A 25,046-nucleotide genomic window follows, 5' to 3' on the forward strand; every position below is an offset into this window, starting at 1 on the left:
ACCCACGCCTTGGGAGCCGCGCCGCTGCAAGACGTGGGTGCCCGGGACAAGCCCGGGCATGACGGCGAGGGGGCGGGCATGACGGTGGAGGGGATCATGACGGCGCAGGGTGGGATGACGGCGCAGGGTGAGATGACGGCGAGGGAAACGTCATCCCGGGAGGAGCGTGGCGCTGTCATCCCGGACGGCGCAGCCGAGTCGGGATCGCTGGACGAATAAAGCGCTGTCATCCCGGCGCAGGCCGGGATCCATAACCGCCGACGCTGCAGGACCATGCGCAACGTGGATCGCCTGGTCCCGAGACGACGTGGTTCCGGATCCCGCCGCTGTCCACGCCGCTTCGGTGGGAGCCGTGCATTGCGACTCTCCGCACCCGCCGCACGGCTTTCCCACCAAGGGGTGGCTCGGAAGGGGTACAAAGCCGCCAAACGCCTTGCGCAGCTTGGGTTTCATTGGAATAATTTCGCTCCCCGACGGCATCCGGGGCATGGATGTGCCGGATTGGGAAAAGGTCCAGCCCGGGAGGGGTGACCGATGGGTGAAGTGCTGTCGCAGCGCAGACTGTCGGAACTCATCGGAGCGATCTACGATTGTGCCCTCGATCCCGGCCGCTGGGAGCCGACGCTGGCGGAGGTCGCCGACACCTTCGATTGCGCGGTGGTCTCGCTGACCCTCAACGATCTGCACAAGAACCGCTTTCTCATCAACAAGGCCGCCGGCTGGCAGCCGGATCTGCTGCAGCTCAAGTCCGAGCGGCATGTGGGTGAGATCAATGCGCGGCTGACCGAATGGCTGACCCTGCAATCCTCCATCGACGAGATGTTCGTGACGTCGCATCACCTGGGCGACGACTACGTCCGGACCTCGGCCTATGCGGAAGAATGCCTGAAGCCGCAGGGCATCGTCGACATCATGCACATGTTCCTGATGCACACCCACCGGCAGTTCGCGGAGATCGGCCTCGGCCGGCATGAGAGCCAGGGCATCATCACCGAGCGGGAGATCGAGCTCGGACGCCTGCTCCTGCCGCATCTGCGCAAGGCGGTGACGATCAGCGACATTCTGGACGTGCGCTCGATCGAGCGGGCGCACATGGCAGAGGCACTGGATGCCCTTCGCTGCGGCGTCGTGCTCACCGATGCGCGCGGCGGGATCCTGCACGCCAACCGCTCGGCCGAGCGGATGATGGGCCAGGGCAGCCCGATCCGCAGCGTCCGGCGGGTGCTTGCGGCGAGCGCGTCTTCCGCCAGCCGCGACCTGCGCAGGGCGATCCACGTCGCCGCCCGGCACGAGGCGCGGCCCGGCGAGACGAGCGCCGCCATCCGCCTCACCGACACCGACCAGCCTCCGGCCTATGCCCATGTGCTGCCGATGGCGACCGGCGAGCTGCGCACGCGGCTGCAGCCCAATGCGGTCGCGGCAATCTTCATCGGCGTGCCCGACGAACATAACGGCATCGGCCTCCTCGCCCGCGCCTTCAACCTCACGGCGGCCGAGATCCGGATCATGGAAAGCCTGATGGCCGGGCATACGCTGGCCGAGACCGCGCGGCATTTCGGCATCGCCCGCTCGACCGCCAAGACCCATCTCGACCACATCTTCGCCAAGACCGGCGTCTCGCGGCAGACCGAGCTCGTCCGCCTGACCATGCAGTTGACCCAGCCCGTCCACGGCCCGCCGCGCGATTTCGGGTATTCCCGATCCGAGACGGGACGCATGAGCGGCCTGAGTTAGTCCCAGAGACCGCATCGAATGCATCCCAAAAGCGGAAATCCACTTTTGGGAACAATCCGAAGCTAGATGCTCATCTCCCAAGCCTTGGCGGCCATCAGCACTCCGAGCCCGCCGAGGATCAGGCCGGAGGCCCGGTTGATCAGGTTCAGCACCGTCACGTTGAGCTTCGAGCGCAGGGCCGCGACGCTGCCGCTGACGATCAGCCACCAGCTCACCGAGGCGCAGATCACGCCGGCGATCATCGTCGAGGCCGCCGTCGGAGCCGGCGCCGCAACGGTCGGCAGCACGGCGGCCAGCAGCGCTGGAGTCAGCGGGTTGAGAACGGCGCAGGCGACCGCGCTGCAATAGGACGATACGGCGCTGCGCCGCTCCGCCACCGATCCGGCGATGGAGACCGTCCGGCGCAGGACGCGAGCGGCAAACCAGAGCAGGAGGCACGCCGAGACCACGGAGACGAAGGCCTGGCTGTTGCCGAGAACCGGCGTGATCGCGGGCCCGATGCCCAGCACCGCGCAGGTGGTATAGGCCGCGAGCACGGTCGCGGCCCCGAGACCGGTGGCAAAGCCCGCCGCCGCTCCATAGACCAGCGCCCGCTGGATGCAGAGCACGCTCATCGGCCCGATGGGCACCGTGATCACGAAACCCACCGTCGCTCCCGACAGAAATGCCGACATGCCGTTCATGACCTGCCTCGCCGAGCCGTTCGGGGCGCCGGTCCTTCCTGGTGCGAGCAGGCCGGGACTGCGCTCTTTCGAAGGTGAAGCGAGGCTAGCGCCGCAGGTCTCCCCGCCGCGTCCACCGTTTGGTGGAGGCGAGGCGTGCGGGTTCAGTCAGAAGTGGAAAATTCGGGGGAGGGCAGGAGCGTCCGTCGCCCTCCACAACTATCGGGGAAGGCAGGTGTTCAGTCTTTTATGGGAATGGAACGCCGGCCTCAGGCCGGCATCTGCGGCTCGATGACTTTCCCGTCCTGCGTGAAGTCATAGATCTTCCCGGTCTCGTTCCAGGAAGGCAGGGCGAGCTTCACGATGTGAGGCGCGAGATCTTCCGGCGTCTTCAAGGTCAGCGGATCCTCGCCCGGCATGGCGGCGCGGCGCATGGCGGTGCGCAGGGGACCGGGATTGAGCAGCATCGCCTTGACCGGGGTCGTTACCGTCTCGGCGGCATAGGTGCGCACGAGCGCCTCGAGGGCAGCCTTCGAGACCGAATAGACGCCCCAATAAGCCCTGTGCCTGTGGGCGGCGCCGGAGGTGATGAAGATCGCGCGGCCGGCATCGGAGGCGCGCAGCAGCGGGTCGAGGGAGCGGATCAGGCGGTAATTGGCGGTCACGTTGACCGCCATCACCTCGTCCCAGACCGGTTGGTCGACATGGGTGATCGGCGCAAGTTCCCCGAGCTGGCCTGCATTGCCGAGCAGGATGTCGAGCTTGCCCCAGCGCTCGTAGATCGCGGCGCCGAGCCGGTCGAGGGCATCGAAATCCTTCAGGTTCACCGGCACGAGGGTGGCCGAGGAGCCTTTTTCGCGGATCTCGTCGTCGAGGGATTCCAGCGCCCCTTGCGTGCGGGCGAGCGCGATGACATGCGCACCGGCCTCGGCGAGAGCAAGCGCAGCGGCGCGGCCGATGCCGCGTGAGGCGCCGGTGACGACCGCGACGCGGTTCTGAAGGGGCTTGTCCATAGTCGTGCTCAGTCCGCTTCGGCGAGAACGGCGAGACGGCGCGGAGTTGCGACCGCGAGGTCCGTCAGCGGCGTCGGGTAATCGCCCGTGAAGCAATGGTCCGTGAATTGCGGGCGCTCCGGATTGCGGCGCTCCTCGCCCATGGCGCGGTAGACGCCGTCGATGGACAGGAACGCGAGCGAATCCGCGCCGATATACTGCCGCATCTGCTCGAGATCGTGGGTAGCGGCCAAGAGCTTCTCCTTCTCCGGCGTGTCGATGCCGTAGAAGTCGGGATGGGTGATCGGCGGGCTGGAGATGCGGAAATGCACTTCCTTCGCGCCGGCATCACGCATCATCCGCACGATCTTCACCGAGGTCGTGCCGCGCACGAGGCTGTCGTCGACGAGCACGATACGCTTGCCGGCAATGGCGGCGCGGTTGGCCGAATGCTTCATGCGCACGCCGAGTTCGCGCACCGACTGGGTCGGCTGGATGAAGGTACGGCCGACATAATGGTTGCGGATGATGCCGAGCTCGTAAGGCAGACCGCAGGTCTGCGCGAAGCCCAAAGCCGCCGGCACGCCGGAATCCGGCACCGGGATCACCACGTCGGCATCGACGGCGGATTCGAGGGCCAGCTCCCGGCCCATGCCCTTGCGCACATCGTAGACGCTGCGGCCGTTCACGATGGAATCGGGGCGGGCGAAGTAGATGTACTCGAAGATGTCCGGGCGCGGAGCGACTTCCGGCGCGAAGCGGAAGGACTCGATGCCCTCGTCCGAGATCACCACGCATTCGCCGTTCTCGACGTCGCGGACGAAGCGGGCGCCGATGATGTCGAGCGCGCAGGTCTCGGAGGCGAGGATGTAGCGGCCATCGAGCTCGCCCAGCACCAGCGGACGGATGCCCAGCGGGTCGCGGGCGCCGATCAGCTTCTTGTTGGTGAGCGCCACCAGGGCGTAGGCGCCTTCGATTTTCTGGATCGCTTCGACGAAGCGGTCGACGACCCGGTCCTTGCGGCTGCGGGCGACGAGGTGGACGATCACCTCCGTATCTGTCGTCGACTGGCAGATGGCGCCGTCGCGGATGAGGCTGCGGCGAAGAGTGAGGCCGTTGGTCAGGTTGCCGTTATGAGCGACCGCGAAGCCGCCGCCATCGAGTTCGGCGAAGAGAGGCTGCACGTTGCGCAGGACGGTCTCGCCGGTGGTCGAGTAGCGGGTATGGCCGATGGCCGAGAGGCCGTCGAGGCGTTCGATGGTCGCCCGGTCGGAGAAGTTGTCGCCGACGAGACCGAGCTTGCGCTCGGAATGGAAGACCGAACCGTCGAAGGAGACGATGCCCGCCGCCTCCTGGCCGCGGTGCTGCAGGGCATGGAGGCCGAGTGCCGTGATGGCGGCGGCGTCCGGATGCCCGTAGATGCCGAAGACGCCGCATTCTTCACGCAGAGTATCGCCGTCGAGGTCCAGGTTCACCTGCTTCGGGGTGACCTGCCACGTCTCAGACAAAGCAGACATCGTTATCACCTTGGGATTCGCGCCCCCACCGGCGCCGGCCCTTATGTAGTCGGCCTTGGGCCGAACGCCAATGGCTATGTTGCCGCTGTCGGAAACGTGAGCGGAAAAGCTCAGCTCCGCCGCTGCGGCGTCTGGGGTGCCGCCGGAGCAGCGGGCGCGGGCGTTGCCGGGCGCTGCGGATCGGGCTCGGCCGGCTCGGCTTCCGTCGGTGCTTCCTTGTTGCGCAGCCGCTGGATCAGGGCCTCGGCATTCTCCGGCAGCATGGCGATGATGCTGTCGCGGGCGTTCTCCATGGCCGGGCGGGTCTTGGAGGCAGTCGCCCACGGGGGCTCCTTGCCCTGGAGCAGCCAGCCCAGGAAGGCCCAGCCGATGACGCAGATCAGAAAGCCGCGGGCGGCGCCGAAGACGAGGCCCAGCGTCCGGTCCAGCGCCCCGATGCGGGAATCGAGGATCAGGTCGGAGATCTGCACCGTGATGATCGAGACGATGATCAGGGTCACGACGAAGATGCCGCCGATGGCCGCCACGAGGGCCACCGTGTTGCTGCTGATATATTGCTGCGCGATCGGCAGAGCGGTCGGATGCAGGTACCAGGCGGCTGCGGCCGCGACGACCCAGGCGACGATGGCGAGCACCTCCCGGGTGAAACCGCGTACGGCGGCGAGGAGGGCGGAAATCAGGACGATACCGATAACGACGAGGTCCAGAACGGAAACGGGCATGGGGCCGGGCCTACGCGAATGACAGGAATGGAGCCGCCTTTGCGGGTTCGAAGCCTGGCTCTATAGCGTTAAGAAAGGCTTTCGTCACCCTTGGAAGTCCAGCGGCCTGTGCGTGAGCGACGTTGCGACGCTCATACGCACTTGGCTGAGGGGCAGGACAGCGGGCCTCGGGGACGTCGGCTGGTTCCTGCCGCTTAGGGGCTGCCCCTGGAGATCTTGCTTCATCGACGTGCCGGTCTTTGACAGCGAACCGGAACGGCAAGGCCCCGACACATGTCGGGGCCATTGGGACAATGTCAGATAAACAGGAAGTCGTCAGCGCTCAGCGTCGTCCCGGGCTTAAGCTTCAAGATCTCGATGCCCTTGTTTTTGCCGGAGCCGTCGATGTCGAGATAAACGAAGCCATTCTTCTTGTTGTAGAAAATGTAGTCGTTCGAGCCGTCGGGCGTATCGTTTAATTTCGTGCCGATATCGAAGAACTTCTTCTCGAGCTTTTGGCCCTTTTTGAAGATCTGATCGAAGCCGACCGATTTGTTCGGGTTCTTGTCAGGGCGGCCACCTTTGTCATCGGGCTTGCCATCGCTGTCCGAATTTTTCTTGGCCTGGACGTCGTTCGGCTTCGATCCCTTCACCTTGAAGGCCTTCAGAGCTGCGATGCTGATCTGTATCGTATCGTCTGAGGCCTTGAAATCTTCGATATGGTCGAAATGGCCCTTCTTCAGCGGCGAATCGAACACGAAAGTGTCCTGTCCCGCGCCGCCGTAAAGCTTGTCCTTGCCCGTGCCGCCATTGATGGTGTCGTTGCCGCCGAGGCCATAAATCTTGTCGTTGCCGCCGAAGCCATTGACGATGTCATCGTCGGCGGTGCCATAGAGCTTGTTGTCGTTCCAATTTGTACCGTTAATTACCTCAGCCGAGTTGGTGACGGTAATCACGACCTGCTCGATGTAGGAGAGCCCGCCGGCGTCGGTTACTTTCACATTGAGTGTATGTGTTCCGACTTGAGCGTTGTCGAGGCCGGCTTTCAGCTTGATCGCGCCTCCGTAGATTGTGAAATATGGATCAGTGTAGGTCGCACCATTGGTGTCCACCAAGCTATAGGTGAAGGTCTCGCTCCGGTCCTGGTCGATGGCGGACAGGGTCGCTACGATTGCATCGAGAGGGCTGTTCTCGGCGATTGTTCCGCCTGTAACGAGAATATCCGTTGGAGCGTACTCGTTCACATTGGTGACGTTGATCGCGACTGACGCGGGATCGACTTCTGTCGGATCTACCGTGGAAGTACTCGTGGCAGTGATTGCGAGATCGAAGGAATTCAGGACGCTTTCAAAGTCGAAGAAGCCGGCCGTTTTGATGCGCAGTTCGTCGCCGACGATCTCGAAATACTGGGCGAAGCCTCCGGCAAGCTGAAAGACGAAGCTTTCTCCGTCGGCACCATCAATGACACCTAGGGTGGCAACGACATCGCCAGCTTCCGGGTTCTCCGCAATGTCAATGGTGGACAGAATATCGATCGTAGCCATGGAAGTCCTTAAGCGCTCATTGATCAGCTCGATACCTCTTTAGAGGTACCTTGGAAGGATAGAGGCCGAGCACTGTTATGGAATTGTTCTAAACTGTCAATTCACGCAAATCGTCGTCTGGGTGCTTGCAACGATTCACGGACTATTATGACGCCTTGCGCCGCCGGACCGCGATATTCGCGACGAGGTCGGTGATGTGGCCGATGGCGGAGGTGGCGAGCGGGAGACGCTCGTTTTTCGAGCCCTTGGCCTTGTCGAGCCTCGGCTGGGGCGAGATCGCGCTCGCGAAGCCGAGCTTGGCCGCTTCCTTCAGGCGCGCCTGCTCCTGGGCCACCGGGCGGATCGCGCCGGAGAGGCCCATCTCGCCGAAATAGACCGTGTCCGGCGGCAGGGCATTCCCTGACAGGGACGAGATCAGCGCGGCAGCGGCCGCCAGATCGGCGGCAGGTTCCGTGATGCGCAGGCCCCCGGCGACGTTGAGATAGACATCGTGCATGCCGAGCTTCAGCCCGCCATGAGCCTCGAGCACCGCCAGCACCATGGACAGACGGCTCTGGTCCCAGCCGACGACGGCGCGACGCGGCGTCCCGAGGGAGGTCGGCGCCACGAGGGCCTGGATCTCGACGAGGAGCGGGCGCGTGCCCTCCATGCCGGCGAAGACGGCCGTGCCCGGCGTCGCCATGTCGCGGCCGGCGAGAAACAATTCGGACGGATTCGGCACCTCGCGCAGGCCCTGGTCCGACATCTCGAACACGCCGATCTCGTCGGTGGGGCCGAAACGATTCTTCACCGCGCGCAGGATGCGGAAGTGATGGCCGGTATCGCCTTCGAAGGAAACCACTGCATCGACCATGTGCTCGACCACACGGGGTCCGGCGATCTGGCCGTCCTTGGTCACGTGGCCGACGAGGATCACGGCGGTGCCGGTGGTCTTTGCGAAGCGGATCAGCGCCTGGGCCGAGCCGCGCACCTGGGTCACGGTGCCCGGCGCCGATTCCACCGTCTCGGTCCACATGGTCTGGATCGAGTCGATGATGGCGAGCGCCGGCGGACGGCCCTGGCTCAAGGTGGCGATGATGTCCTCGACATTGGTCTCTGACGCGAGCTCGACCGGCGCCTGTCCGAGGCCGAGGCGCTCGGCGCGCAGGCGTACCTGCGCCACGGCCTCTTCGCCGGAAATGTAGGCGACGCGCTCGCCCCTTTTCGCGAGAGCGGCGGTGGCCTGCATGAGAAGCGTCGACTTGCCGATGCCCGGATCGCCGCCGAGCAGGATGACCGAGCCGTGCACGAAGCCGCCGCCGGTGACGCGATCGAGCTCGGCGATGCCGGAGGGCGTGCGCGGTGCTTCCTTGGTCTCGCCGGAAAGACCTTCGAGCGGGAAGATCCGGCCCTTGGCGCGCGATGGACGTGTGGCGACCGGCCCTGCCATCGGGCTGGCGGAGCCGGTTTCCTCGACGATGCTGTTCCAGCCGCCGCAGGCCTCGCACTTGCCTTTCCAGCGGTTGTAGACCGCGCCGCATTCCTGGCAGACGAAGGAGGGGTGACGCTGCTTCGCCATCAGCCGTCTCCGCCGCGATAGACGCGGGCATAACGTGCGCCGAGATTGGTCAGGATCTCGTAGCCGATGGTGCCGGCGCGCCGGCCGACCTCGTCGATCGTCAGATCGCCGCCGATCAGGGTGACGGTATCGCCGCGCTTCACCTGATCCTCCGGCACATCGGTCACGTCGATGGTGATCAGGTCCATGGAGACGTTGCCGGCGAAGGGGCAGGCCTGCCCCGCCACGATCGCCATGCCGGCGAGCAGCTCGTCGCCGCTCTTGCCGTGAGCGCTCGCCGCGCGGGGATAGCCGTCGGCATAGCCGACTGACAGCGTCGCGATGCGGCGCCTGGTGAGAGCGAGCCAGCGGCCGTTATAGCCGACCGTGTGATCGACCTCGACCCAGCGCAGTTGCGAAATCCGTCCTTCCAGCCCGACGACGGGCTTCATGGGGTTCGTCCGGTCGGGCGTCGGATTGCCGCCATAGAGCGCATAGCCCGGACGGGCGAGGTTGAAATGCGGCTTCTCCTTCAGGAAGATGCCGGAGGAATTGGCGAGCGATGCCGGAACGTCCGGCAAAGTGGCACGCACCGCATTGAAGGCCTCGATCTGCTGGAGGTTGAGAGAGTTGTCGCTCTCCTCGGCGCTGACGAAATGGCTCATCAGAAGCGCGGTTTCGAAATCGTTCAGCTCCTTTAAGTCCTTGAGCGTCAGGCCCTGCGGCACCGTGAGGCCGAGCCGGTTCATGCCGGTATCGACATGGATCGCGGCCTTGAACCGCCGCCCTTCGGCGCGAGAGAACGCAGCCCATTCCTCGATATCCTCGAACGAGCCGAGCACCGGGCGAAGATCGAACTCCGCATAGCTTGCGCAGGTGCCGGGAAAGAGCCCGTTCAACACATAGATCGCCGCATCGGGCGCGACAGCGCGGGCACGGATCGCCTCGCTCAGGTGTGCGACGAAGAAAGTGCTACAGCCTGCTTTGCCGAGCGCGGGCACGGCCTTCTCGATGCCGATGCCATAGGCATTCGCCTTGACGACGGCGGCGGTGTCCACGCCGCCGGCATTGTCGCGTAAGGTGCGCCAGTTCGAGGCGAGTGCATCGAGATCGATGTGGAGGACACCACCCGCGGCGTTTTCAGGGATCTCGCGAAGGGTGTTGGTCTGAGAGGTATGCTTGGTCAATCGCCAATCCGTTCGGGAAGTTTGTCTTCATCCGCAAGGTCGGTGAAGCGTGTGATGTCGGCCTGGAAGGCCAGCTGCACGGTGCCGGTCGGTCCGTGACGCTGCTTGCCGATGATGACCTCGGCCTTGCCGTGGACCTGATCCATTTCCGACTGCCACTTGAAGTATTCCTCGGTGCCGGGCTTCGGCTCCTTGTTCTTCAGATAATACTCTTCGCGGTAAACGAACATGACCACGTCGGCGTCCTGCTCGATCGAGCCCGATTCACGGAGATCCGACAATTGGGGCCGTTTGTCGTCGCGGGATTCCACCTGGCGGGAGAGCTGGGACAGGGCCACCAGCGGTACCGACAGCTCCTTGGCGAGCGCCTTGAGGCCGGTGGTGATCTCGGTCAATTCCTGCACGCGGTTCTCGCCCTTCTTGGAGGAGCCGGAGAGGAGCTGGAGGTAGTCGACGATCAGGATATCGAGGCCGCGCTGACGCTTGAGACGGCGTGCGCGGGCGGTGAGCTGCGCAATGGAGATGCCGCCGGTCTGGTCGATGTAGAAGGGGATCGACTGCATCTCGCGGGCGGCTTCCGTTATCTTGTAGAAATCGTCCTCGCGCATGTCGCCGCGGCGGATCTTGTAGGACGGCACGCCGGATTGCTCGGCGATGATACGGGTCGCGAGCTGCTCGGCGGACATTTCGAGGGAGAAGAAGCCGACGATGCCGCCGTTGACCGTCTTCAGGGTGCCGTCCTGCTGCTTTTCAGCCCGGTAGGCCTTGGCGATGTTGAACGCGATGTTCGTCACCAGCGAGGTTTTGCCCATGGCCGGACGTCCGGCGAGGATGACAAGATCCGACGGCTGCAGACCGCCGAGGGACTTGTCGAGGTCGATCAGCCCCGTGGAGACGCCCGACAGGGCGCCCTCGCGCTTGTAGGCCGCGGCCGCCATGTCGATGGCGGCGGTCAGCGCGTCCGAGAAACGCTGGAAGCCGCCGTCGGCGCGGCCGGTTTCCGCAATCGCGTAGAGACGCCGTTCCGCCTCCTCGATCTGCTCGCGCGGTGAATTTTCGACGGGGGCGTCGAAGGCGCTGTTGACGATGTCCTCGCCGATATTGATGAGGTTGCGGCGGATCGCGAGGTCGTAGATCGTGCGGCCGTAATCCTCGGCGTTGATGACGGTGGTCGCCTCGGCCGCGAGACGGGCAAGGTACTGGGACACCGTGATGCCGCCGAGATCCTGATCGCCCAGGAAGGTCTTCATGGTGATCGGAGTGGCGATCTTGCCGGCCTTGATCAGGCTCGTCGCCACCTCATAGATCCGCCGGTGCAGGTCTTCGATGAAATGGCCGGCCTCGAGGAAGTCGGAGACGCGGTAATAGGCATCGTTATTGACCAGGATCGCACCCAGCAGGGCCTGTTCGGCCTCGATGTTGCTGGGGGGCGTCCGAAACTGCGGCTCGGCGGTCTCGAGACGGGCGATCAGGGCGTTGGCGGTGGCCATCTGGCGCTCCGAAAACAGGGAAGGGTTAGAGTCTCTTAGACCGGAATTCGTGTCCTAAAGGTTGCCGGGTGGACACGAAGCCGGGACTCTTCCCAATCTGTCCTCGCTGTCCTCGATTCTCACAGTTCATCTTTTCGGAAGGCTCCTGGCTTGACTCTCCGGCAAGCCCGGAACGCAAAGAAAAAACGCTCCCCGTCGAATCGACGGAGAGCGCGATTTTAGAACAAAGCGAGAACTTGAACAAGCGCTCGAGCTTAACCCGACCCTCACGTCATGGCCGGGCTTGTCCCGGCCATCCCGATACGATGAAGCGCGGCGCTTCAAGCTATCGGGATCACCGGCACTGATCCCCGGAACAAGTCCGGGGAGGTGATGACGTGGAGAGATACTTTCCCGATGACTCTCGCGAGTCGCCGGGAAGGGTGGAGAGATCTCAGAGCTCTTCGTCGCCGCCGGCTTCGGCCAGTGCAGCACCGACCTCGAGGCCGAGATCGTCGAGGTTGGTCTCTTCGCGGGTCGTGACCGACTCGCCGCGAGCCTGGCGCTCGGCTTCCTCGGGGCTGCGGGCGACGTTGATGGTCACCTGAACCTCGACCTCCGGATGGAGGGCGACCGGCACCTTGTGCAGGCCGATGGTCTTGATCGGCTGGTTGATGGCGATCTGGTTGCGATCCACCGTGAAGCCGTTCTGGGTCATGATCTCGGCGAGGTCGCGGGTCGAGACCGAACCGTAGAGCACGCCGGTCTCGCCGGCCTGGCGCAGGATGGTGAAGCTCTGGCCGTTCAGCTTTTCGCCGACGCCCTCAGCCTCGTTGCGGCGCTCGAGGTTGCGGGCCTCGAGCTGAGCGCGCTGGGCGTCGAAATGCTTCTTGTTGGCATCCGTGGCGCGCAGAGCCTTGCCGCGCGGCAGGAGGAAATTGCGTGCATAGCCGGAGCGGACCTTAACGGTCTCGCCCATCTGACCGAGCTTTGCGACGCGCTCGAGAAGGATCACTTCCATGGTTGTCTCCTTTAGGTTCGTGATCAGGTGGAAAGGGTAGTCGGCGGACCCGGCCGCCTGCCGACGCGGCGGCGCAGGCCGAAAACGGAATCGGCGAGGCCGAAGAGGGCCAGGGCAACCATCAGGATGCCCTGGGTGATGATGACGAGGACGTAGAGGGCCGAGAGCAGGAAGGCGCGGCCGGATTTGCCCCGCGTCCGGTCGTGGATGGCGGCGAGTCCCTGCAGGGCGAAGGCCATGATGAAGGCGCCCGCCAGCGCCATGCCCAGCGCGCCGAGGAAGCCGTCGATCGTGGCGAGCGCGAGCGCAGCGACCAGGATCAGCCCAGCCGAGCGTGGCATGACGAGTTCCGGAACCGGAGGCCAGGGACGCGGCAGCCGCTTAGAGGCCTGGACGATGCGGGCCGCGGCCCAGAGATAGAGCACCAGGACGGTGGTGAAGCCCTGGGCCGAGAGAAGCGGCGTCGCGCGGGCGAGGAGGCCGACCAGCTCTTCGCGGGTCTCTGCATCGAGGGCACCGGGGCCGGAGGAGGTGAACTGGGTATTGACGAAGGCCTCGGAGACCGCACGGGCATTCTGGTCGAACGCCGCATAATCGCCGCCCGTCGAGATCACGCCGGCGGCAATGATCGTCAAGGCGGCCGTGGCCGCGGTCCAGGCGAGCAGCCGTCCGACCGGATACCATTCCATGGTGCCGTCGGGGCCGGGACGTCCGAGCAGGGCGAGATAGGACAGCCACCAGGCGGGCAGGGCGGTGATGAGGGCAAAGCCGATGCCGCTGAGCGGGGACAGGATCAGCGCGATGGCGAGGCCGCCGACGATTCCCGCCACGAGACCGGAGCGGTGATCCCAGCCGAGGGACACGATCAGAACGGGAATGGGAGCGAGCAGATACAGCACGGCAGCCAGCGGCGTCGCCTTGACGATCACCGCGGTCAGAAGGGCCGATACGAGGCCCGCGCCTATGCCTGTTGCTACAAAATTCATCGTCTCGCTGTCCCGCTGCTCGTGGCAGGGTTAGAGGCTTCCGCCTCAACTGACCTGACGGGTTTTCACCGCCGGGTTACGGAAAAGAAACTCTCCGCCTCATCCTGAGGAGTAGCGAAGCTGCGTCTCGAAGGAGATTCCAGAGAGTGCTGGAACCGCCATCCTGGCCCTTCGAGACGCCGCCTGCGGCGGCTCCTCAGGATGAGGATGGCTATCCGGGAGGCTGCCCGATCCGGGGACCGGGCAGCCGTTAGTCTTAGCGGATCACGTAGGGCAGGAGGCCCAGGAAGCGGGCGCGCTTGATCGCCTGGGCGAGCTCGCGCTGCTTCTTGGCCGACACGGCCGTGATGCGGGACGGAACGATCTTGCCGCGCTCGGAAATGTAGCGGGACAGGAGCTTCGTGTCCTTGTAGTCGATCTTCGGCGCGTTGGGACCTGAGAACGGGCAGGTCTTGCGACGGCGGAAGAAGGGACGACGGCCGCCGCCAGCGGCGCCACCGGTTGCACCAAATGCCATGATTAAGCCTCCTCGCCTTCGCTGGCTGCGCCGTCGAAGCTGCCACCGTCGCGCTCACGGCGCTCGCGGTCCTTGCGCTCGTCGCGGTCGCGCTTCTGCATCATCACGGACGGCTCGGTCTCGAGCTCTTCGACCTTGATGGTCATGAAGCGAAGGATGTCTTCGTTGATGCGCATCTGACGCTCCATCTCGGCCACGGCCGGAGCCGGAGCGTTGAGGTTGAACATCGTGAAATGCGCCTTGCGGTTCTTCTTGATGCGGTAGGCGAGGGACTTCACGCCCCACATCTCGGTCTTGTCGACGCTGCCGCCGTTCTGCTCGATGACGCCCTTGTACTGGTCGACCATAGCCTCGACCTGCTGCGGGGTGACGTCCTGGCGAGCCATGAAGATATGCTCATAGAGAGGCATAATGGGCCTTTCTCAGGGTTTGAGGGTCAAGCCTCGGCACTGGGTGAAGAGTGTCTCGGCCGTTTCGCGCATCCGATCGGCGCCAAGCCCTTCGAGCCTGCAAGGCCCGAGCGATTGTCGAAGGCGGAGACACGGGACGACGGGTCTTAAAAACCCTGCATGGCCAAGCCATACCGTCCGTTCAGCCCCCGGCCGGAGCGAACGCGAAGCGGGGGCTATAGTCGATTTGGGTTGGGAAGGCAAGGGTGGGGATACGTACGGTGTCATCCCCTCGCCCTCTATCGTCATCCCCGGCCTTGTGCCGGGACCCACGCCTTTGCAGCGTGGCGGTTCCAAGGCGTGGGTAGCCGCAACAAGTGCGGCCATGACGGCGGAGGGTGTCATCCCCGACGAGCGAAGCGAGGGAAGGGGATCCACTATCGCGCTCAGCGCCATGGACTCCCTTCCCCTCCGCTAACGCTCCGGCCGGGAATGACACTGTGCGATTTGCCGTTGATAGCCTCACTGGAAGACAAAGGCGCTCTGGTCAATAAGCATCTCTAGGCTAAAACACCCTTATGAACGCTCCTCCCTTACGCCTCGGCGTCAACATCGATCACGTCGCCACCATCCGGAACGCCCGCGGCGGTGTCCATCCGGACCCGGTCCGAGCCGCGAACATGGCCGTCCTTGCGGGCGCGGATGGGATCACCGCCCATCTCCGCGAGGACCGGCGCCATATCCGGGATGCGGATATGAGGCGTCTCAAGCAGGAACTGTTCGTGCCGCTCAATTTCGAGATGGCGGCGACCTCCGAGATGATCGGCCTTGCGACGCAGCTGCACCCCCATGCGGCCTGCCTGGTCCCGGAAAAGCGCGAGGAGCGCACGACGGAAGGCGGGCTCGACATCATCGGCTCCCATGCCCATCTGCGGCCCGCGATCAAGGAATTGAAGGGCGAGGGCATCCGGGTGTCCCTGTTCGTCGAGCCGGAGATCGAGGTCATGGACGCCGCCTGCGACCTTCAGGCGCCCGTGGTCGAGCTTCACACAGGCACCTATTGCGAGGCGGTGGTCGATGGGGACCAGGACCGGATCGTCCATGAACTGGAGCGCCTGCGCCGGGCGGCGGAGCACGGCGCCAGGATCGGTCTCGAGATCCATGCGGGGCATGGGCTCGCGCTCGACTCGGTCCGGCCGGTCGCTGCCATTCCCCAGATCGTCGAGCTCAATATCGGCCATTCCCTGATCGGCGAGGCGATCTTCCTCGGGCTCGACGAGGCCGTTCGCCGGATGCGCGCCGCCATGGACGAAGGCCGGGCTCAGGTGCGGGCATGATCCTGGGCATCGGATCCGATCTCTGCGACATTCGGCGCATCGAAAGCTCCATCGAGCGCTTCGGGGACCGGTTCACCCACCGCATCTACACGGAGGGCGAGCGGGCAAGGAGCGACCGCCGAGCCGCCCGTGCTCCGTCCTATGCGCGGCGCTTCGCCGCCAAGGAGGCCTGCGCCAAGGCGCTCGGGACGGGTCTGAGCCGGGGCGTGTTCTGGCGCGACATGGAGGTGGTCAACCTGCCGAGCGGCCGGCCGACCATGCGCCTGACCGGCGGGGCGCTGGAGCGTCTGAAGGCCATGACGCCGCAGGGCCACAGGGCCGTGGTTCATATCTCCCTCACGGACGATCCGCCGATGGCTCAAGCCTTCGTGATCATCGAGGCGCTTCCTATCTGAGGGAGGGGCTGCGTTGCGGCGGGACGCACCTTAGGTTAGAGCATGGCCCGGCAGATGCGGTCGAAAGCGGTTTGCACTCGGAGCTGAGTGCAATCCTCTCTCGACGGTCGCGACGGTGGAGGATGGATCCACCGTCCATCCAAGATCATAGGTCGAAAGACGTGAGCGACAAAACCAGCAAATACGTAGGTACCGGCGTGAAGAACGAAGAAGGCGGCCTCTGGGAAACCATCAAGGTCATCATCCAGGCCCTCCTGATCGCGGTCGTGGTCCGCACCGTGCTGTTCCAGCCCTTCAACATCCCGTCGGGGTCGCTGATCCCGACGCTGCTGATCGGCGACTATCTCTTCGTGTCGAAATATTCCTACGGCTATTCGAAGCACTCCATTCCCTTCAGCCCCGGCATCTTCTCCGGGCGCATCTTCGGTTCGGAGCCGAAGCGCGGCGAGATCGTCGTGTTCAAGCTGCCCAAGGACAATTCGACCGATTACATCAAGCGTGTGATCGGTCTGCCGGGCGACAAGATCCAGGTCATCAACGGCGTGCTGAACATCAACGGCCAGCCGGTCCAGCGCGAGCGGGTGGAGGACTACAAGACCACTGACCTCTATGGCCGCACCATCAGCGTGCCGCAGTACCGCGAGACCCTTCCGGGCGGCGTGACGCACTTCGTCATCGAGCGCGACAACGATCGCGGCTATTGGGACAACACCAACGTCTACACGGTGCAGCCCGGCCATTTCTTCATGATGGGCGACAACCGGGACAACTCGACCGATTCCCGTGATGATGCCAGCGTCGGCCAGGTGCCGTTCGAGAACCTCGTCGGCCGGGCCGAGATCATCTTCTTCTCCATCGACGAGAGCGCATCGCTCTGGCGTCCCTGGGAATGGCCGCAGAAGATCCGCTGGAACCGCCTCTTCGAGCGGATCCGGTAAAGCCGTGGCCCGACGCAAACCGAACCTCGATGAGCTTCTGAACAAGCTCGGTTACCGCTTTGAAAAACCTGAGCTCCTCGACGAGGCGCTGACCCATGTCAGCGCGCCCCAGTCCGGCGGGCAGAGCTACCAGCGCCTGGAATTCCTGGGCGATCGGGTGCTCGGTCTCGCCATCGCCGAGTTGCTGTTCAGGACTTTTCCGACCGCGCCGGAGGGCGAGCTCTCCCGGCGGCTGGCCGAACTCGTGCGCCGGGAAAGCTGTGCCGAAATCGCCATCGCCTGGGATGTCGGCCCCTATCTGAAGCTCGGCGCCGGCGAGGCGCATTCCGGGGAGCGGCGCAACCAGACCATCCTGGCGGATGTCTGCGAAGCGATCATCGGAGCGGTCTTCCTCGACGGCGGCTACGAGGCTGCCAGTGACCTCGTCGAGCGGTCCTTCCAGGAATTGCTCGAGGCCCCGCGCCGACCGCTCCGCGACCCGAAGAGCGCCCTGCAGGAATGGGCCCAAGGGCGAGGCCTGCCGCCGCCGACCTATTCGGTGGTGGAACAGGTCGGGCCGGACCATGCGCCGAAATTCCGCGTGGTGGTGAAGGTCAAGGGTGCGGACAACGAATTCGGTTCCGGCACGTCGAAGCGCATCGCGGAACAGGCGGCGGCGCGAAGCCTTCTCATGAGAGAGGGCGTATGGACGGAGGAAGAACATGGAGCAGCCTGAGCAGACGGCCACGAAGGCCGGTTTCGTCGCCCTCATCGGCGCGCCGAATGCGGGCAAGTCGACCCTGTTGAACTCCCTCGTCGGCTCCAAGGTCTCCATCGTCTCGCGCAAGGTGCAGACGACCCGGGCGCTGGTCCGCGGCATCGCCATCGAGGGCGAGGCGCAGATCGTCTTCGTGGACACGCCCGGCATCTTCAAGCCGAAGCGCCGACTCGACCGGGCCATGGTGACCTCAGCCTGGGGCGGAGCGGGCGATGCGGACGTGATCGCCCTGCTTCTCGACGCGCGCAAGGGCATCGACGAGGAGGCCGAGGCGATTCTGGCGAAGCTCCCGGAACTCAAGCGGCCGAAGGTGCTGATTCTCAACAAGATCGATCTGATCGAGCGCTCCAAGCTCCTGGAGATGGCCGCGAAGGTCAACGAGATGGTGCCTTTCGCCCATACCTTCATGATCTCCGCCCTGAAGGGCGACGGCATCGAGACCCTGAAGCGCCAGCTCGCCGCAATGATGCCGGAAGGCCCCTGGCTCTACCCGGAGGACCAGATCTCGGATGCGCCTTTGCGCATGCTCGCCGCCGAGATCACCCGCGAGAAGATCTACGAGCGCCTTCACGAGGAGCTGCCGTACCAGTCCACCGTCGAGACGGATCAGTGGCAGGTGCGCCCCGACGGCTCGGTGCGCATCGAGCAGACGGTGTTCGTCGAGCGCGACAGCCAGCGCAAGATCGTGCTCGGCAAGGGCGGGCAGACGATCAAGGCCATCGGCCAGGCAGCCCGCAAGGAGATCGCCGAGATCGCCGAATCGCCCGTGCACCTCTTCCTCTTCGTGAAGGTGCGCGAGAACTGGAGCGACGATCCCGAGCGCTACCGCGAGATGGGTCTGGAGTTTCCGAGGGGCGGCTAACTCTTGTACGCCGTGCGTAGGCCACCCCAGTGGCGGCCGAAGATGCGGATGGGCGCATCCACCTCCTGCATCATCACGACCTTGCCGCCGCCCATGTCGCGGGCGTAGGCCTGGACGACGAAGGGGCGTGTGGAGCGAGCGGCGGTGATGCCGGCGCGGTCGTCGAAGATACGCTTGTTGCGGGCGTTCGCCGCGTTCCACACCGGATCGCCTGCGCGCTGCTGTTGGGCATAGATCCGGTTGTGAACCGGAATGTAGCCGTTGCGGTCGATGGCGAGGCAGAACGCCATGCTCGCATCCGACGCCAGCACCTTTTCGAGGATCGCCGGCAGGAGTCGCTCGAAGACGGTGAGATAGGCCGTGCCGTATTGGACGGGATCCGTGCCCGGCAGCTTCCTGTAGTCGGTGTCGAAGACGGCATCGCGGGCGATCGCACCGTCGTCCACAGCGCGCTCGATCAGGCCCTCGACCTGCCGGGCTGTTTCCTGCGCCAGCAGAATGCGCGGCCTGTAGGCGGCCTCCACTTGGGCGATGAAGCCGTCGATCCGCGCTTGGGCCTCGCCGTCGAGACGGCCGAAGGCGCAATGAAGGCCCATCGCGCTGGCGGCAACGATCCGCACCGGGACCCGGCCCAGATTCTGAATGTCGAGATCGGCGGTGCCGCCTGCCGCGACCGTCAGGTCGACGGCCGGAGCCAGCAGCACGCCGCCGGTGCTGATATCGATCAGCCGCGAGGAGGCGCTCCGTCCTCCGATCCGGATCGTGGCCGGGCGGTCGACAGGCAGGCGGTCGGCCTGACGGCGGTCGCCGAGCTCGCTCTGGCGCATGACCGTGACGAAGCGCTGTCCGAGCGCCTTTGCGAGGCCGTCCGCCGTTTTCGTGGCGCTGTCGGCCTGATGCGCGCGCTCGCTCGCGCCGAGGGAAATGGAATCCACGTCCCCGGCGCGTTCGCTGACCTTGCCGGCGCTGCCGGAGGTGACGCTCGCCAGCCGCGACGTCTCCGCGATGGCGGTATTCTGCTCGCCGACCGAGTGGCGCACGCTGTCGAAGACCGGGCGCACGCTCTGGATCGCCTCGACCACCTCCGTCACCGCACCGGTCGATGCCTGGGCCGTCTCGCGCAGACGGTCGATCCGCTGACGGATGTCGTCGGCGGCCTTGCCGGTTTGGGTCGAAAGCATCTTCACTTCGCTTGCCACGACCGCGAAGCCGCGCCCGGCCGCACCTGCGCGCGCCGCCTCGATGGTGGCATTGAGGGCGAGCAGATTGGTCTGGCGCGCGACCGAGGAGATCGTGTCGACGATCCCGACGATCTCCGCCGTGGCGGCGGAAAGCTGCGCGATGAGATCGCTCGCCTTCTGCGCCGCCTGGATCGCGTTGTCGACGCGCTCGCCGGCGTGGTTCATGGCACGGCCGATCTCGGCCGAGGTTACCGCGAGTTCCTCGGTGGATGAGGCAAGCGAAAGGGTTTCGTGCGACGCCGTCCGGCCGGCTGAGGGCAGTTCTCCGGCGTGGGCGCGGATATCGGCGAGATCCTTTTCCACCGATGCCACATCCGCGGCCGCAACCGCGATGGCCTGGGTGACGCCCAGGATCGCCTTCAGAACATCTGCCTCCAGGGCGTCCACCACCTCCGTATTGAGGCGGTCTTCGCGCGGGGCAGGGGGTGTCGATTCCTCCGGAACGAGGCGAATGTTCTCGTTTGCCTCGTCTTGTTGTGGAGCGCGCCGCAGAATACCGAACATTGCCGGGCTCTCGTCCTTTATGTTGTTAACTCAACGTCACCTGAAAAGGTTAATGAAGGCGAAATACTTGGCTCGTTTCCGTCGAAGGTCGTAATCGGACAGCGAGACCTTTGCCGGCCGTCGTTTCGTGCAGGGATTTGTCCCGGAGCCAAATATTCCCTAAAGTAATCTGTCCGTTCGACGTCGACATTAGGGAGCGTGGATGAGCAGCCCTACCGATCAGACGACGCAAAGGCGTCTCGCAGCGGTCCTCGCCGCTGACGTGGTGGGCTATTCGGATCTGATGTCGAAGGACGAGGAGGGCACCCTGGCCCGGCTGAGGGACCTGCGCCGTCAGGTGATCGAGCCGGGCATCCAGGCTCATCGCGGCCGGCTTGTAAAAACCGTCGGCGACGGATTTCTCGTCGAGTTCGCGAGCCCGCTGTCGGCTATCCGCTGTGCGGTCGATCTGCAGGAGGCGGTTGCCGCCTCTTCGGACGGCGATGCCAAGCCGTTCCGGCTCCGCATCGGCATCAACCTCGGCGACATCATGATCGAGGAGGACGGCGACATCTTCGGCGATGGTGTGAACATCGCATCCCGCCTGGAACAGATGGCGTTGCCGGGCGGGATCTGCCTGTCCGCCAAGGTCTATGAGGAAGTTCGCGACAAGCTTCGCCTCGCATTCGAGGACCTTGGCGAGCATCAGTTCAAGAACATCGGCCGACCGATCCGGGTCTACTGCATCCTGCTGAGCACGGATGGCGCGCTCGCTCATGGCGAGCGGAAGCTCTCAGCTCCTGCGACCGAGGGGCCATCCATCGCGGTCCTGCCTTTCACGAACCTCAGCAAGGATCCGGAGCAGGAATACTTTGCCGACGGCATCGTCGAGGACATCATCTCGGCCCTGTCCCGGTTCAGGACCTTTCTCGTCATCGCCCGAAACACGACCTTCACTTACAAGGGACGGTCGGTGAACGTACCGCAGGTCGGCCGCGAACTCGGCGTGCGTTATGTGCTCGAAGGCAGCGTCCGGCGCTCCGGCGACAGGATTCGCATCACGGCGCAGCTGATCGATGCCGCGACGGGCATGCATCTGTGGGCCGAGCATTACGACGGCGTCGTCGCGGACGTGTTCGATCTGCAGGATCAGATCACCGCTAGCGTGATCGGGTCGATTCAGCCCTCGATCAGAGCGGCTGAGATCGAGAGAGCAAGGCGCAAGCGCCCCGACAATCTTGATGCATACGATCTCGTCATGCGTGCGCTGCCCAATGTCTGGGCTCTCGAATACGATGCCAATCAGGAGGCGACGAGGCTGCTCGAGGAGGCTCTTCGTCTCGACCCGAACTATCCGCTCGCTCTGTCCCTCGCCGCATGGTGCCGCGGTCAAAGGATTGTCTATAACTGGTCTTCGAATGTTGCGGAGGACAAGCGTGAAACGCTGCGCGAAGCGCAGGCTGCAGCGGTACTGGGCCACGATGATCCCTTCATCCTGACCGTCCTTGGAGCGGCTCTGACCATCACCCGTGAATATCAGCGGGCTGCAGCGATGCTCGATCGGGCGCTGTCGCTTGATCCGAACTCGGCCTGGGCATGGAACCGCAGCGGATGGCTGCGCGACTATACGGACGAGCCCGAGATCGCCATCGAACATTTCGAACGCTCGCTGCGCCTAAGCCCCTTCGATCCCATGGCCTTCAACTGCGAACTCGGCATCGGCGGCGCCCACTTCGTCGCGAAGCGCTACGAAGCGGCGGCACACTGGATGGCAAAGGGTTTGGTGTCGAAGCCGTCGGCGACTTGGATCCACCGGACCCTGGCGCCGTCCTATGCCCTGGCGGGAGAACTCGACAAAGCGCGGGGCAGTGTCGGCGAACTGCTCAAGGATTATCCCGAGATCAGGATCTCGCACATCCTGCAGGCCCTGGCCTTCAGCAAAGAAGTCCTGGACCGCTTCGCGGACGGCCTGCGTCAGGCGGGGCTGCCGGAATGAAAAAGACCGGGAGGATTTTCTCCTCCCGGTCCTTCGACCCTACTGCTGGTTCTGTCCCTGAAGCAGCGGCGTGATCCGGCGCATGGCGACGCGGCGGTTCTGCCGCTCCGGCGTCTGCGTGTTCACCTTCAGGTATTGCTCGCCGTAGCCCTGCGTCGTCAGATTTTCGGCAGGGATCTGGAAGCGTTCCGAGAGGATCGTCGCAACCGTCTCCGCTCGCCGATCGGAGAGGGTGAGATTGTCCTCATCCGAACCGACGGCGTCGGTGTGGCCTTCGATCAGGAAGATCTCGTTCGGATTTCGCGACAAGGCGGAGCGGATGGCCTGGGCGATGCCCGTCAGCGCACCGGCCTGATCTCCCGCCAGCTCCCACGAACCGAACTCGAAGGTGACGGTGTCGACGTCCACCCGGCGCATGCGCTCGCGCAGCGGCTGGCTGCGGCGAACCTCGTCGAGCGTATAGGAGCGCTCGATGCGGTCGACGGGCGGAGCGGTGAAGGCTTCCACGAGATCCTCCTGCGAGGCGTCCTCCACATCCACGATGTATTCCTCACGCGGAATCCGCACGACCGGCGGCGGCAGGCGGACCACATCCTCCTGGACATAGCCGTAGCCCGGACGGCGATCGATGCCGCCGCGACGGTTCTCGATCAGCACGACCTCCTGACCGGCCGCCTCACGCCGCACCCGCCGGATGAGATTGCCGTCCGAATCCCGCACGGTCACGATCTCGGATCCATCCGGGCGGCGCACGACGGTGTATTCCTCATCAGCGCCGCGGCGCTCGACGCGCACGTCGGCATCGCGATACGTGCGGCGGAACCGCTCGGTCTCGTCATGGCGGATGATGACCTGATTGCCCTCTCGGATGATCGTGCGGTTGCCCGGCTCCTCGATGATGACGCGGTTGCCTTCGCGGCGCTCGCGACGATCGCGACGCAGGTCGTCGATACGCACCTGCGAGGGGTCGAGAGGTGCGGCGCGGCCCGGAAAAGCCTGCTGCGGCGGACGTTGCCCGGGCGCCTGCTGGAAGGGAGCAGAGGGTGCCGGAGGCGTCGGCTGGGCACGGCTCGCAGGAGGCGCCGCGGCCGGAGGCGGGGCAGGCGGCGTAACAGGCTGCACCTGGACCGGGCGCTGGCCGCGGGTCCTGTCCGGGTTCTCCGTATTGTCCGAGCGGCCCGGTCGCTCGCGCTCGGCGGGAGCCTGTTGCTGGATTGGCGCCGGGGGAGCCGCGGGCTGAGCGGCCGGCGGAGGTGCGGCAGGGCGTCCCGGTGTGGCCGGAGCCTGGGGCCGCGGGCGTTCCGCGGGCGGCCGCTCGCGTTCCTGTGTGGCCGGACGTTGCGGTCGCGCCGGCGTCTCCGCCGGGGGCTGAGCCCGCTCGGCAGGGGCTGGAGGCGTGGGTCGGGCCGGGTTCGCGGGAGCGGTGCTGGCCGGCGGTGCAGGCCGCTCGGCTGGCGGTGCGGGCCGCTCGGCCGGCGGGCCCTGCTCGCGGCGCGGACGCCCGGGGCCGTCATCCGGACCCGGCCCACCCGGGCCTGCTCCTCGCGGTGGACGCGGGCCGCGCTCCTCGGAGGCGCCAGGGCCTCTCTGATCCTGGCCGCCCTGATCCTGTCCGCCCTGGCGGCGCTCACCGCCTGGACGGCCGCCACGCTCGCCATCCTGCCCCTGCCGTCGCTGGCGGGCGCCGGGCGGCAATTCCTCGTCGGTTGCCGGCCCGGCCTGGGCCAGGACGAGCGGCGTTTCGGAGGCGGATGGGAGGGCGGAGACGTGCACCGGCAGCAGCATCAGGGGAATAGCGGCACTCGCAAGAAACAGACTGGAAAGCTTCATGATCCTCAATTCATCAAGTGGCAGATTGAAGGTGATCGACAATGACAGGGGGTAGGGTTTGTTCCGCCGAAAGCGGGATTCTGCTTTTGAAACAGAATTTTAGAAGTTCGCGGATATCGTTGAAAAACATGGATGAATGTCGCCTGAATGCTTACATCAGGAGTCCAGGAAACACACTTGCCGAAGGCACCCGACACGGATGCAATGGACTGATGAAGGCGTCGTTCTCGGCGTCCGCAAACACGGGGAAACCAGCATCATCCTCGAGCTGATGACGCGCGCCCACGGGCGTCATATGGGGCTCGTCCATGGCGGCCGCTCGAAAACCCTGCAGGCGGTCCTCCAGCCCGGCAATACGGTCCAGGCAACCTGGCGGGCGCGGCTCGACGAGCATCTCGGCACCTATCACGTCGAGGGCCTGAACTTGAGGGCGGCGCGCCTCATGGGCTCGTCGATGGCGCTCTACGGTCTGGCGACGCTCGCCCATCTCATGCGCTACTTTCCCGAGCGCGACCCGCATTTCGCCCTCTTCGAGACCCTGACCGTCCTCGTGGACCACCTGGACGATCCCGACCTCGCTCCGGCGCTGTTCGTGCGCTTCGAGCTCGCCATGCTGACCGAGCTCGGCTTCGGCCTCGACCTCACGAGCTGCGCCGCCACCGGCAGCGAGCGGGATCTTACCTACGTATCCCCGAGGAGCGGCAGGGCCGTTTCGGCAGCGGCCGGGGAGCCCTACAAGGACCGCCTGCTCAAGCTTCCCGGCTTCCTGATCGGCCAGAGCCGGTCGAACCGGCCCGGCGAGGAGGAGATCCGGGCCGGATTTGCGCTGACGGATTTCTTCCTGCATCAGAACGTCTTCGACCCGCAGGGCCAGCGGGCGCCGGAGGAGCGAGCGCGTTTCGTCGCACTGGCCACCGCTGGGGACGAATGATGTTTGTTTCTGTTATGTTC

Annotated in this window: 23 protein-coding genes; 9 read left to right on the forward strand and 14 right to left on the reverse strand. The window is 65.1% G+C overall.

Annotation, left to right across the window (positions count from 1 at the left end):
- Both JKL46_RS14480 and JKL46_RS14485 read left to right on the forward strand, forming a co-directional pair.
- Positions 1–219, forward strand: a 219-nt coding sequence (locus JKL46_RS14480; RefSeq protein WP_201833955.1) for a hypothetical protein, incomplete at its 5' end; no start/stop codon positions are given.
- 315 nt (positions 220–534) lie between these two features.
- Positions 535–1,734 (forward strand): helix-turn-helix transcriptional regulator, encoded by a 1,200-nt coding sequence (locus JKL46_RS14485; RefSeq protein ID WP_201833957.1) that lies wholly within the window; start codon positions 535–537, stop codon positions 1,732–1,734.
- Between the two features lie 62 nt (positions 1,735–1,796).
- Here the strand turns inward: JKL46_RS14485 and JKL46_RS14490 are convergent, their stop codons facing one another.
- The 12 genes from JKL46_RS14490 to rpsF form a co-directional block, all read right to left on the reverse strand.
- The gene (locus JKL46_RS14490) at positions 1,797–2,417 is read right to left on the reverse strand and encodes a LysE family translocator (protein WP_201833959.1); all 621 of its coding nucleotides are present in this window, start codon (positions 2,415–2,417) and stop codon (positions 1,797–1,799) included.
- Between the two features lie 248 nt (positions 2,418–2,665).
- Positions 2,666–3,409 carry an SDR family NAD(P)-dependent oxidoreductase gene (locus tag JKL46_RS14495; RefSeq protein WP_201833961.1) on the reverse strand — a complete coding sequence of 248 codons (744 nt, stop codon included), beginning with the start codon at positions 3,407–3,409 and terminating at the stop codon, positions 2,666–2,668.
- A gap of 8 nt (positions 3,410–3,417) precedes the next feature.
- Positions 3,418–4,905 (reverse strand): amidophosphoribosyltransferase, encoded by a 1,488-nt coding sequence (gene purF / locus JKL46_RS14500; protein WP_201833963.1) that lies wholly within the window; start codon positions 4,903–4,905, stop codon positions 3,418–3,420.
- Positions 4,906–5,015: 110 nt separating this feature from the next.
- Positions 5,016–5,627, reverse strand: coding sequence for a CvpA family protein (locus JKL46_RS14505; RefSeq protein WP_201833966.1), 612 nt, complete (start codon positions 5,625–5,627; stop codon positions 5,016–5,018).
- 296 nt (positions 5,628–5,923) lie between these two features.
- Positions 5,924–7,150: a cadherin domain-containing protein gene (locus tag JKL46_RS36305; RefSeq protein ID WP_201833968.1), complete on the reverse strand. Its 1,227-nt coding sequence runs from the start codon at positions 7,148–7,150 to the stop codon at positions 5,924–5,926.
- Positions 7,151–7,295: 145 nt separating this feature from the next.
- Entirely contained in the window at positions 7,296–8,708 is a 1,413-nt protein-coding gene (radA, locus tag JKL46_RS14515) for a DNA repair protein RadA (protein ID WP_201833969.1), read from the reverse strand.
- Positions 8,708–9,874, reverse strand: coding sequence for an alanine racemase (gene alr, locus JKL46_RS14520; protein ID WP_210381361.1), 1,167 nt, complete (start codon positions 9,872–9,874; stop codon positions 8,708–8,710). Before alr ends, radA begins: the two co-directional genes overlap by 1 nt.
- Positions 9,871–11,364 (reverse strand): replicative DNA helicase, encoded by a 1,494-nt coding sequence (locus JKL46_RS14525; protein ID WP_201833971.1) that lies wholly within the window; start codon positions 11,362–11,364, stop codon positions 9,871–9,873. Before JKL46_RS14525 ends, alr begins: the two co-directional genes overlap by 4 nt.
- A 433-nt stretch (positions 11,365–11,797) precedes the next feature.
- Positions 11,798–12,364 carry a 50S ribosomal protein L9 gene (gene rplI / locus JKL46_RS14530; protein WP_201833973.1) on the reverse strand — a complete coding sequence of 189 codons (567 nt, stop codon included), beginning with the start codon at positions 12,362–12,364 and terminating at the stop codon, positions 11,798–11,800.
- A 23-nt stretch (positions 12,365–12,387) separates the two neighbouring features.
- On the reverse strand, positions 12,388–13,350 hold the full coding sequence (locus JKL46_RS14535) for a DUF2232 domain-containing protein (RefSeq protein WP_201833975.1): 963 nt from the start codon (positions 13,348–13,350) through the stop codon (positions 12,388–12,390).
- Positions 13,351–13,606: 256 nt separating this feature from the next.
- Positions 13,607–13,867 carry a 30S ribosomal protein S18 gene (gene rpsR / locus JKL46_RS14540; protein WP_036353512.1) on the reverse strand — a complete coding sequence of 87 codons (261 nt, stop codon included), beginning with the start codon at positions 13,865–13,867 and terminating at the stop codon, positions 13,607–13,609.
- Positions 13,868–13,869: 2 nt separating this feature from the next.
- Entirely contained in the window at positions 13,870–14,277 is a 408-nt protein-coding gene (gene rpsF / locus JKL46_RS14545; RefSeq protein ID WP_201833977.1) for a 30S ribosomal protein S6, read from the reverse strand.
- Positions 14,278–14,834: 557 nt separating this feature from the next.
- Between rpsF and JKL46_RS14550 the strand changes: the two genes are divergently transcribed.
- From JKL46_RS14550 to era, 5 genes are all read left to right on the forward strand, one after another.
- Entirely contained in the window at positions 14,835–15,593 is a 759-nt protein-coding gene (locus tag JKL46_RS14550) for a pyridoxine 5'-phosphate synthase (RefSeq protein WP_201833979.1), read from the forward strand.
- A complete protein-coding gene (gene acpS, locus JKL46_RS14555; RefSeq protein WP_201833981.1) occupies positions 15,590–15,988 on the forward strand; it encodes a holo-ACP synthase in 399 nt (132 codons plus the stop codon). Before JKL46_RS14550 ends, acpS begins: the two co-directional genes overlap by 4 nt.
- A gap of 161 nt (positions 15,989–16,149) precedes the next feature.
- Positions 16,150–16,926, forward strand: a complete 777-nt coding sequence (lepB, locus tag JKL46_RS14560) for a signal peptidase I (RefSeq protein WP_425493272.1) — start codon at positions 16,150–16,152, stop codon at positions 16,924–16,926.
- A 4-nt stretch (positions 16,927–16,930) separates the two neighbouring features.
- A complete protein-coding gene (gene rnc / locus JKL46_RS14565) occupies positions 16,931–17,641 on the forward strand; it encodes a ribonuclease III (RefSeq protein WP_201833983.1) in 711 nt (236 codons plus the stop codon).
- Positions 17,628–18,545, forward strand: coding sequence for a GTPase Era (gene era / locus JKL46_RS14570; RefSeq protein ID WP_201833985.1), 918 nt, complete (start codon positions 17,628–17,630; stop codon positions 18,543–18,545). Before rnc ends, era begins: the two co-directional genes overlap by 14 nt.
- Here era and JKL46_RS14575 read toward each other — a convergent pair.
- Positions 18,542–20,290 (reverse strand): methyl-accepting chemotaxis protein, encoded by a 1,749-nt coding sequence (locus JKL46_RS14575; protein ID WP_201833995.1) that lies wholly within the window; start codon positions 20,288–20,290, stop codon positions 18,542–18,544. The genes era and JKL46_RS14575 overlap by 4 nt on opposite strands.
- Positions 20,291–20,492: 202 nt before the next feature.
- Between JKL46_RS14575 and JKL46_RS14580 the strand changes: the two genes are divergently transcribed.
- Positions 20,493–22,265: an adenylate/guanylate cyclase domain-containing protein gene (locus JKL46_RS14580; protein WP_201833997.1), complete on the forward strand. Its 1,773-nt coding sequence runs from the start codon at positions 20,493–20,495 to the stop codon at positions 22,263–22,265.
- 39 nt (positions 22,266–22,304) lie between these two features.
- Here the strand turns inward: JKL46_RS14580 and JKL46_RS35510 are convergent, their stop codons facing one another.
- Complete coding sequence (locus JKL46_RS35510; RefSeq protein ID WP_246529328.1) at positions 22,305–24,095, reverse strand: OmpA family protein; 1,791 nt, start codon at positions 24,093–24,095, stop codon at positions 22,305–22,307.
- A gap of 199 nt (positions 24,096–24,294) precedes the next feature.
- On the opposite strand from JKL46_RS35510, the gene recO reads away from it, so the two are divergent.
- Positions 24,295–25,026, forward strand: coding sequence for a DNA repair protein RecO (gene recO, locus JKL46_RS14590; protein ID WP_201833998.1), 732 nt, complete (start codon positions 24,295–24,297; stop codon positions 25,024–25,026).
- The last annotated feature ends 20 nt before the right edge of the window (positions 25,027–25,046 follow it).

The organism is Microvirga zambiensis WSM3693 (genome assembly GCF_016735695.1).
Taxonomy (GTDB): Bacteria; Pseudomonadota; Alphaproteobacteria; order Rhizobiales; family Beijerinckiaceae; genus Microvirga; species Microvirga zambiensis.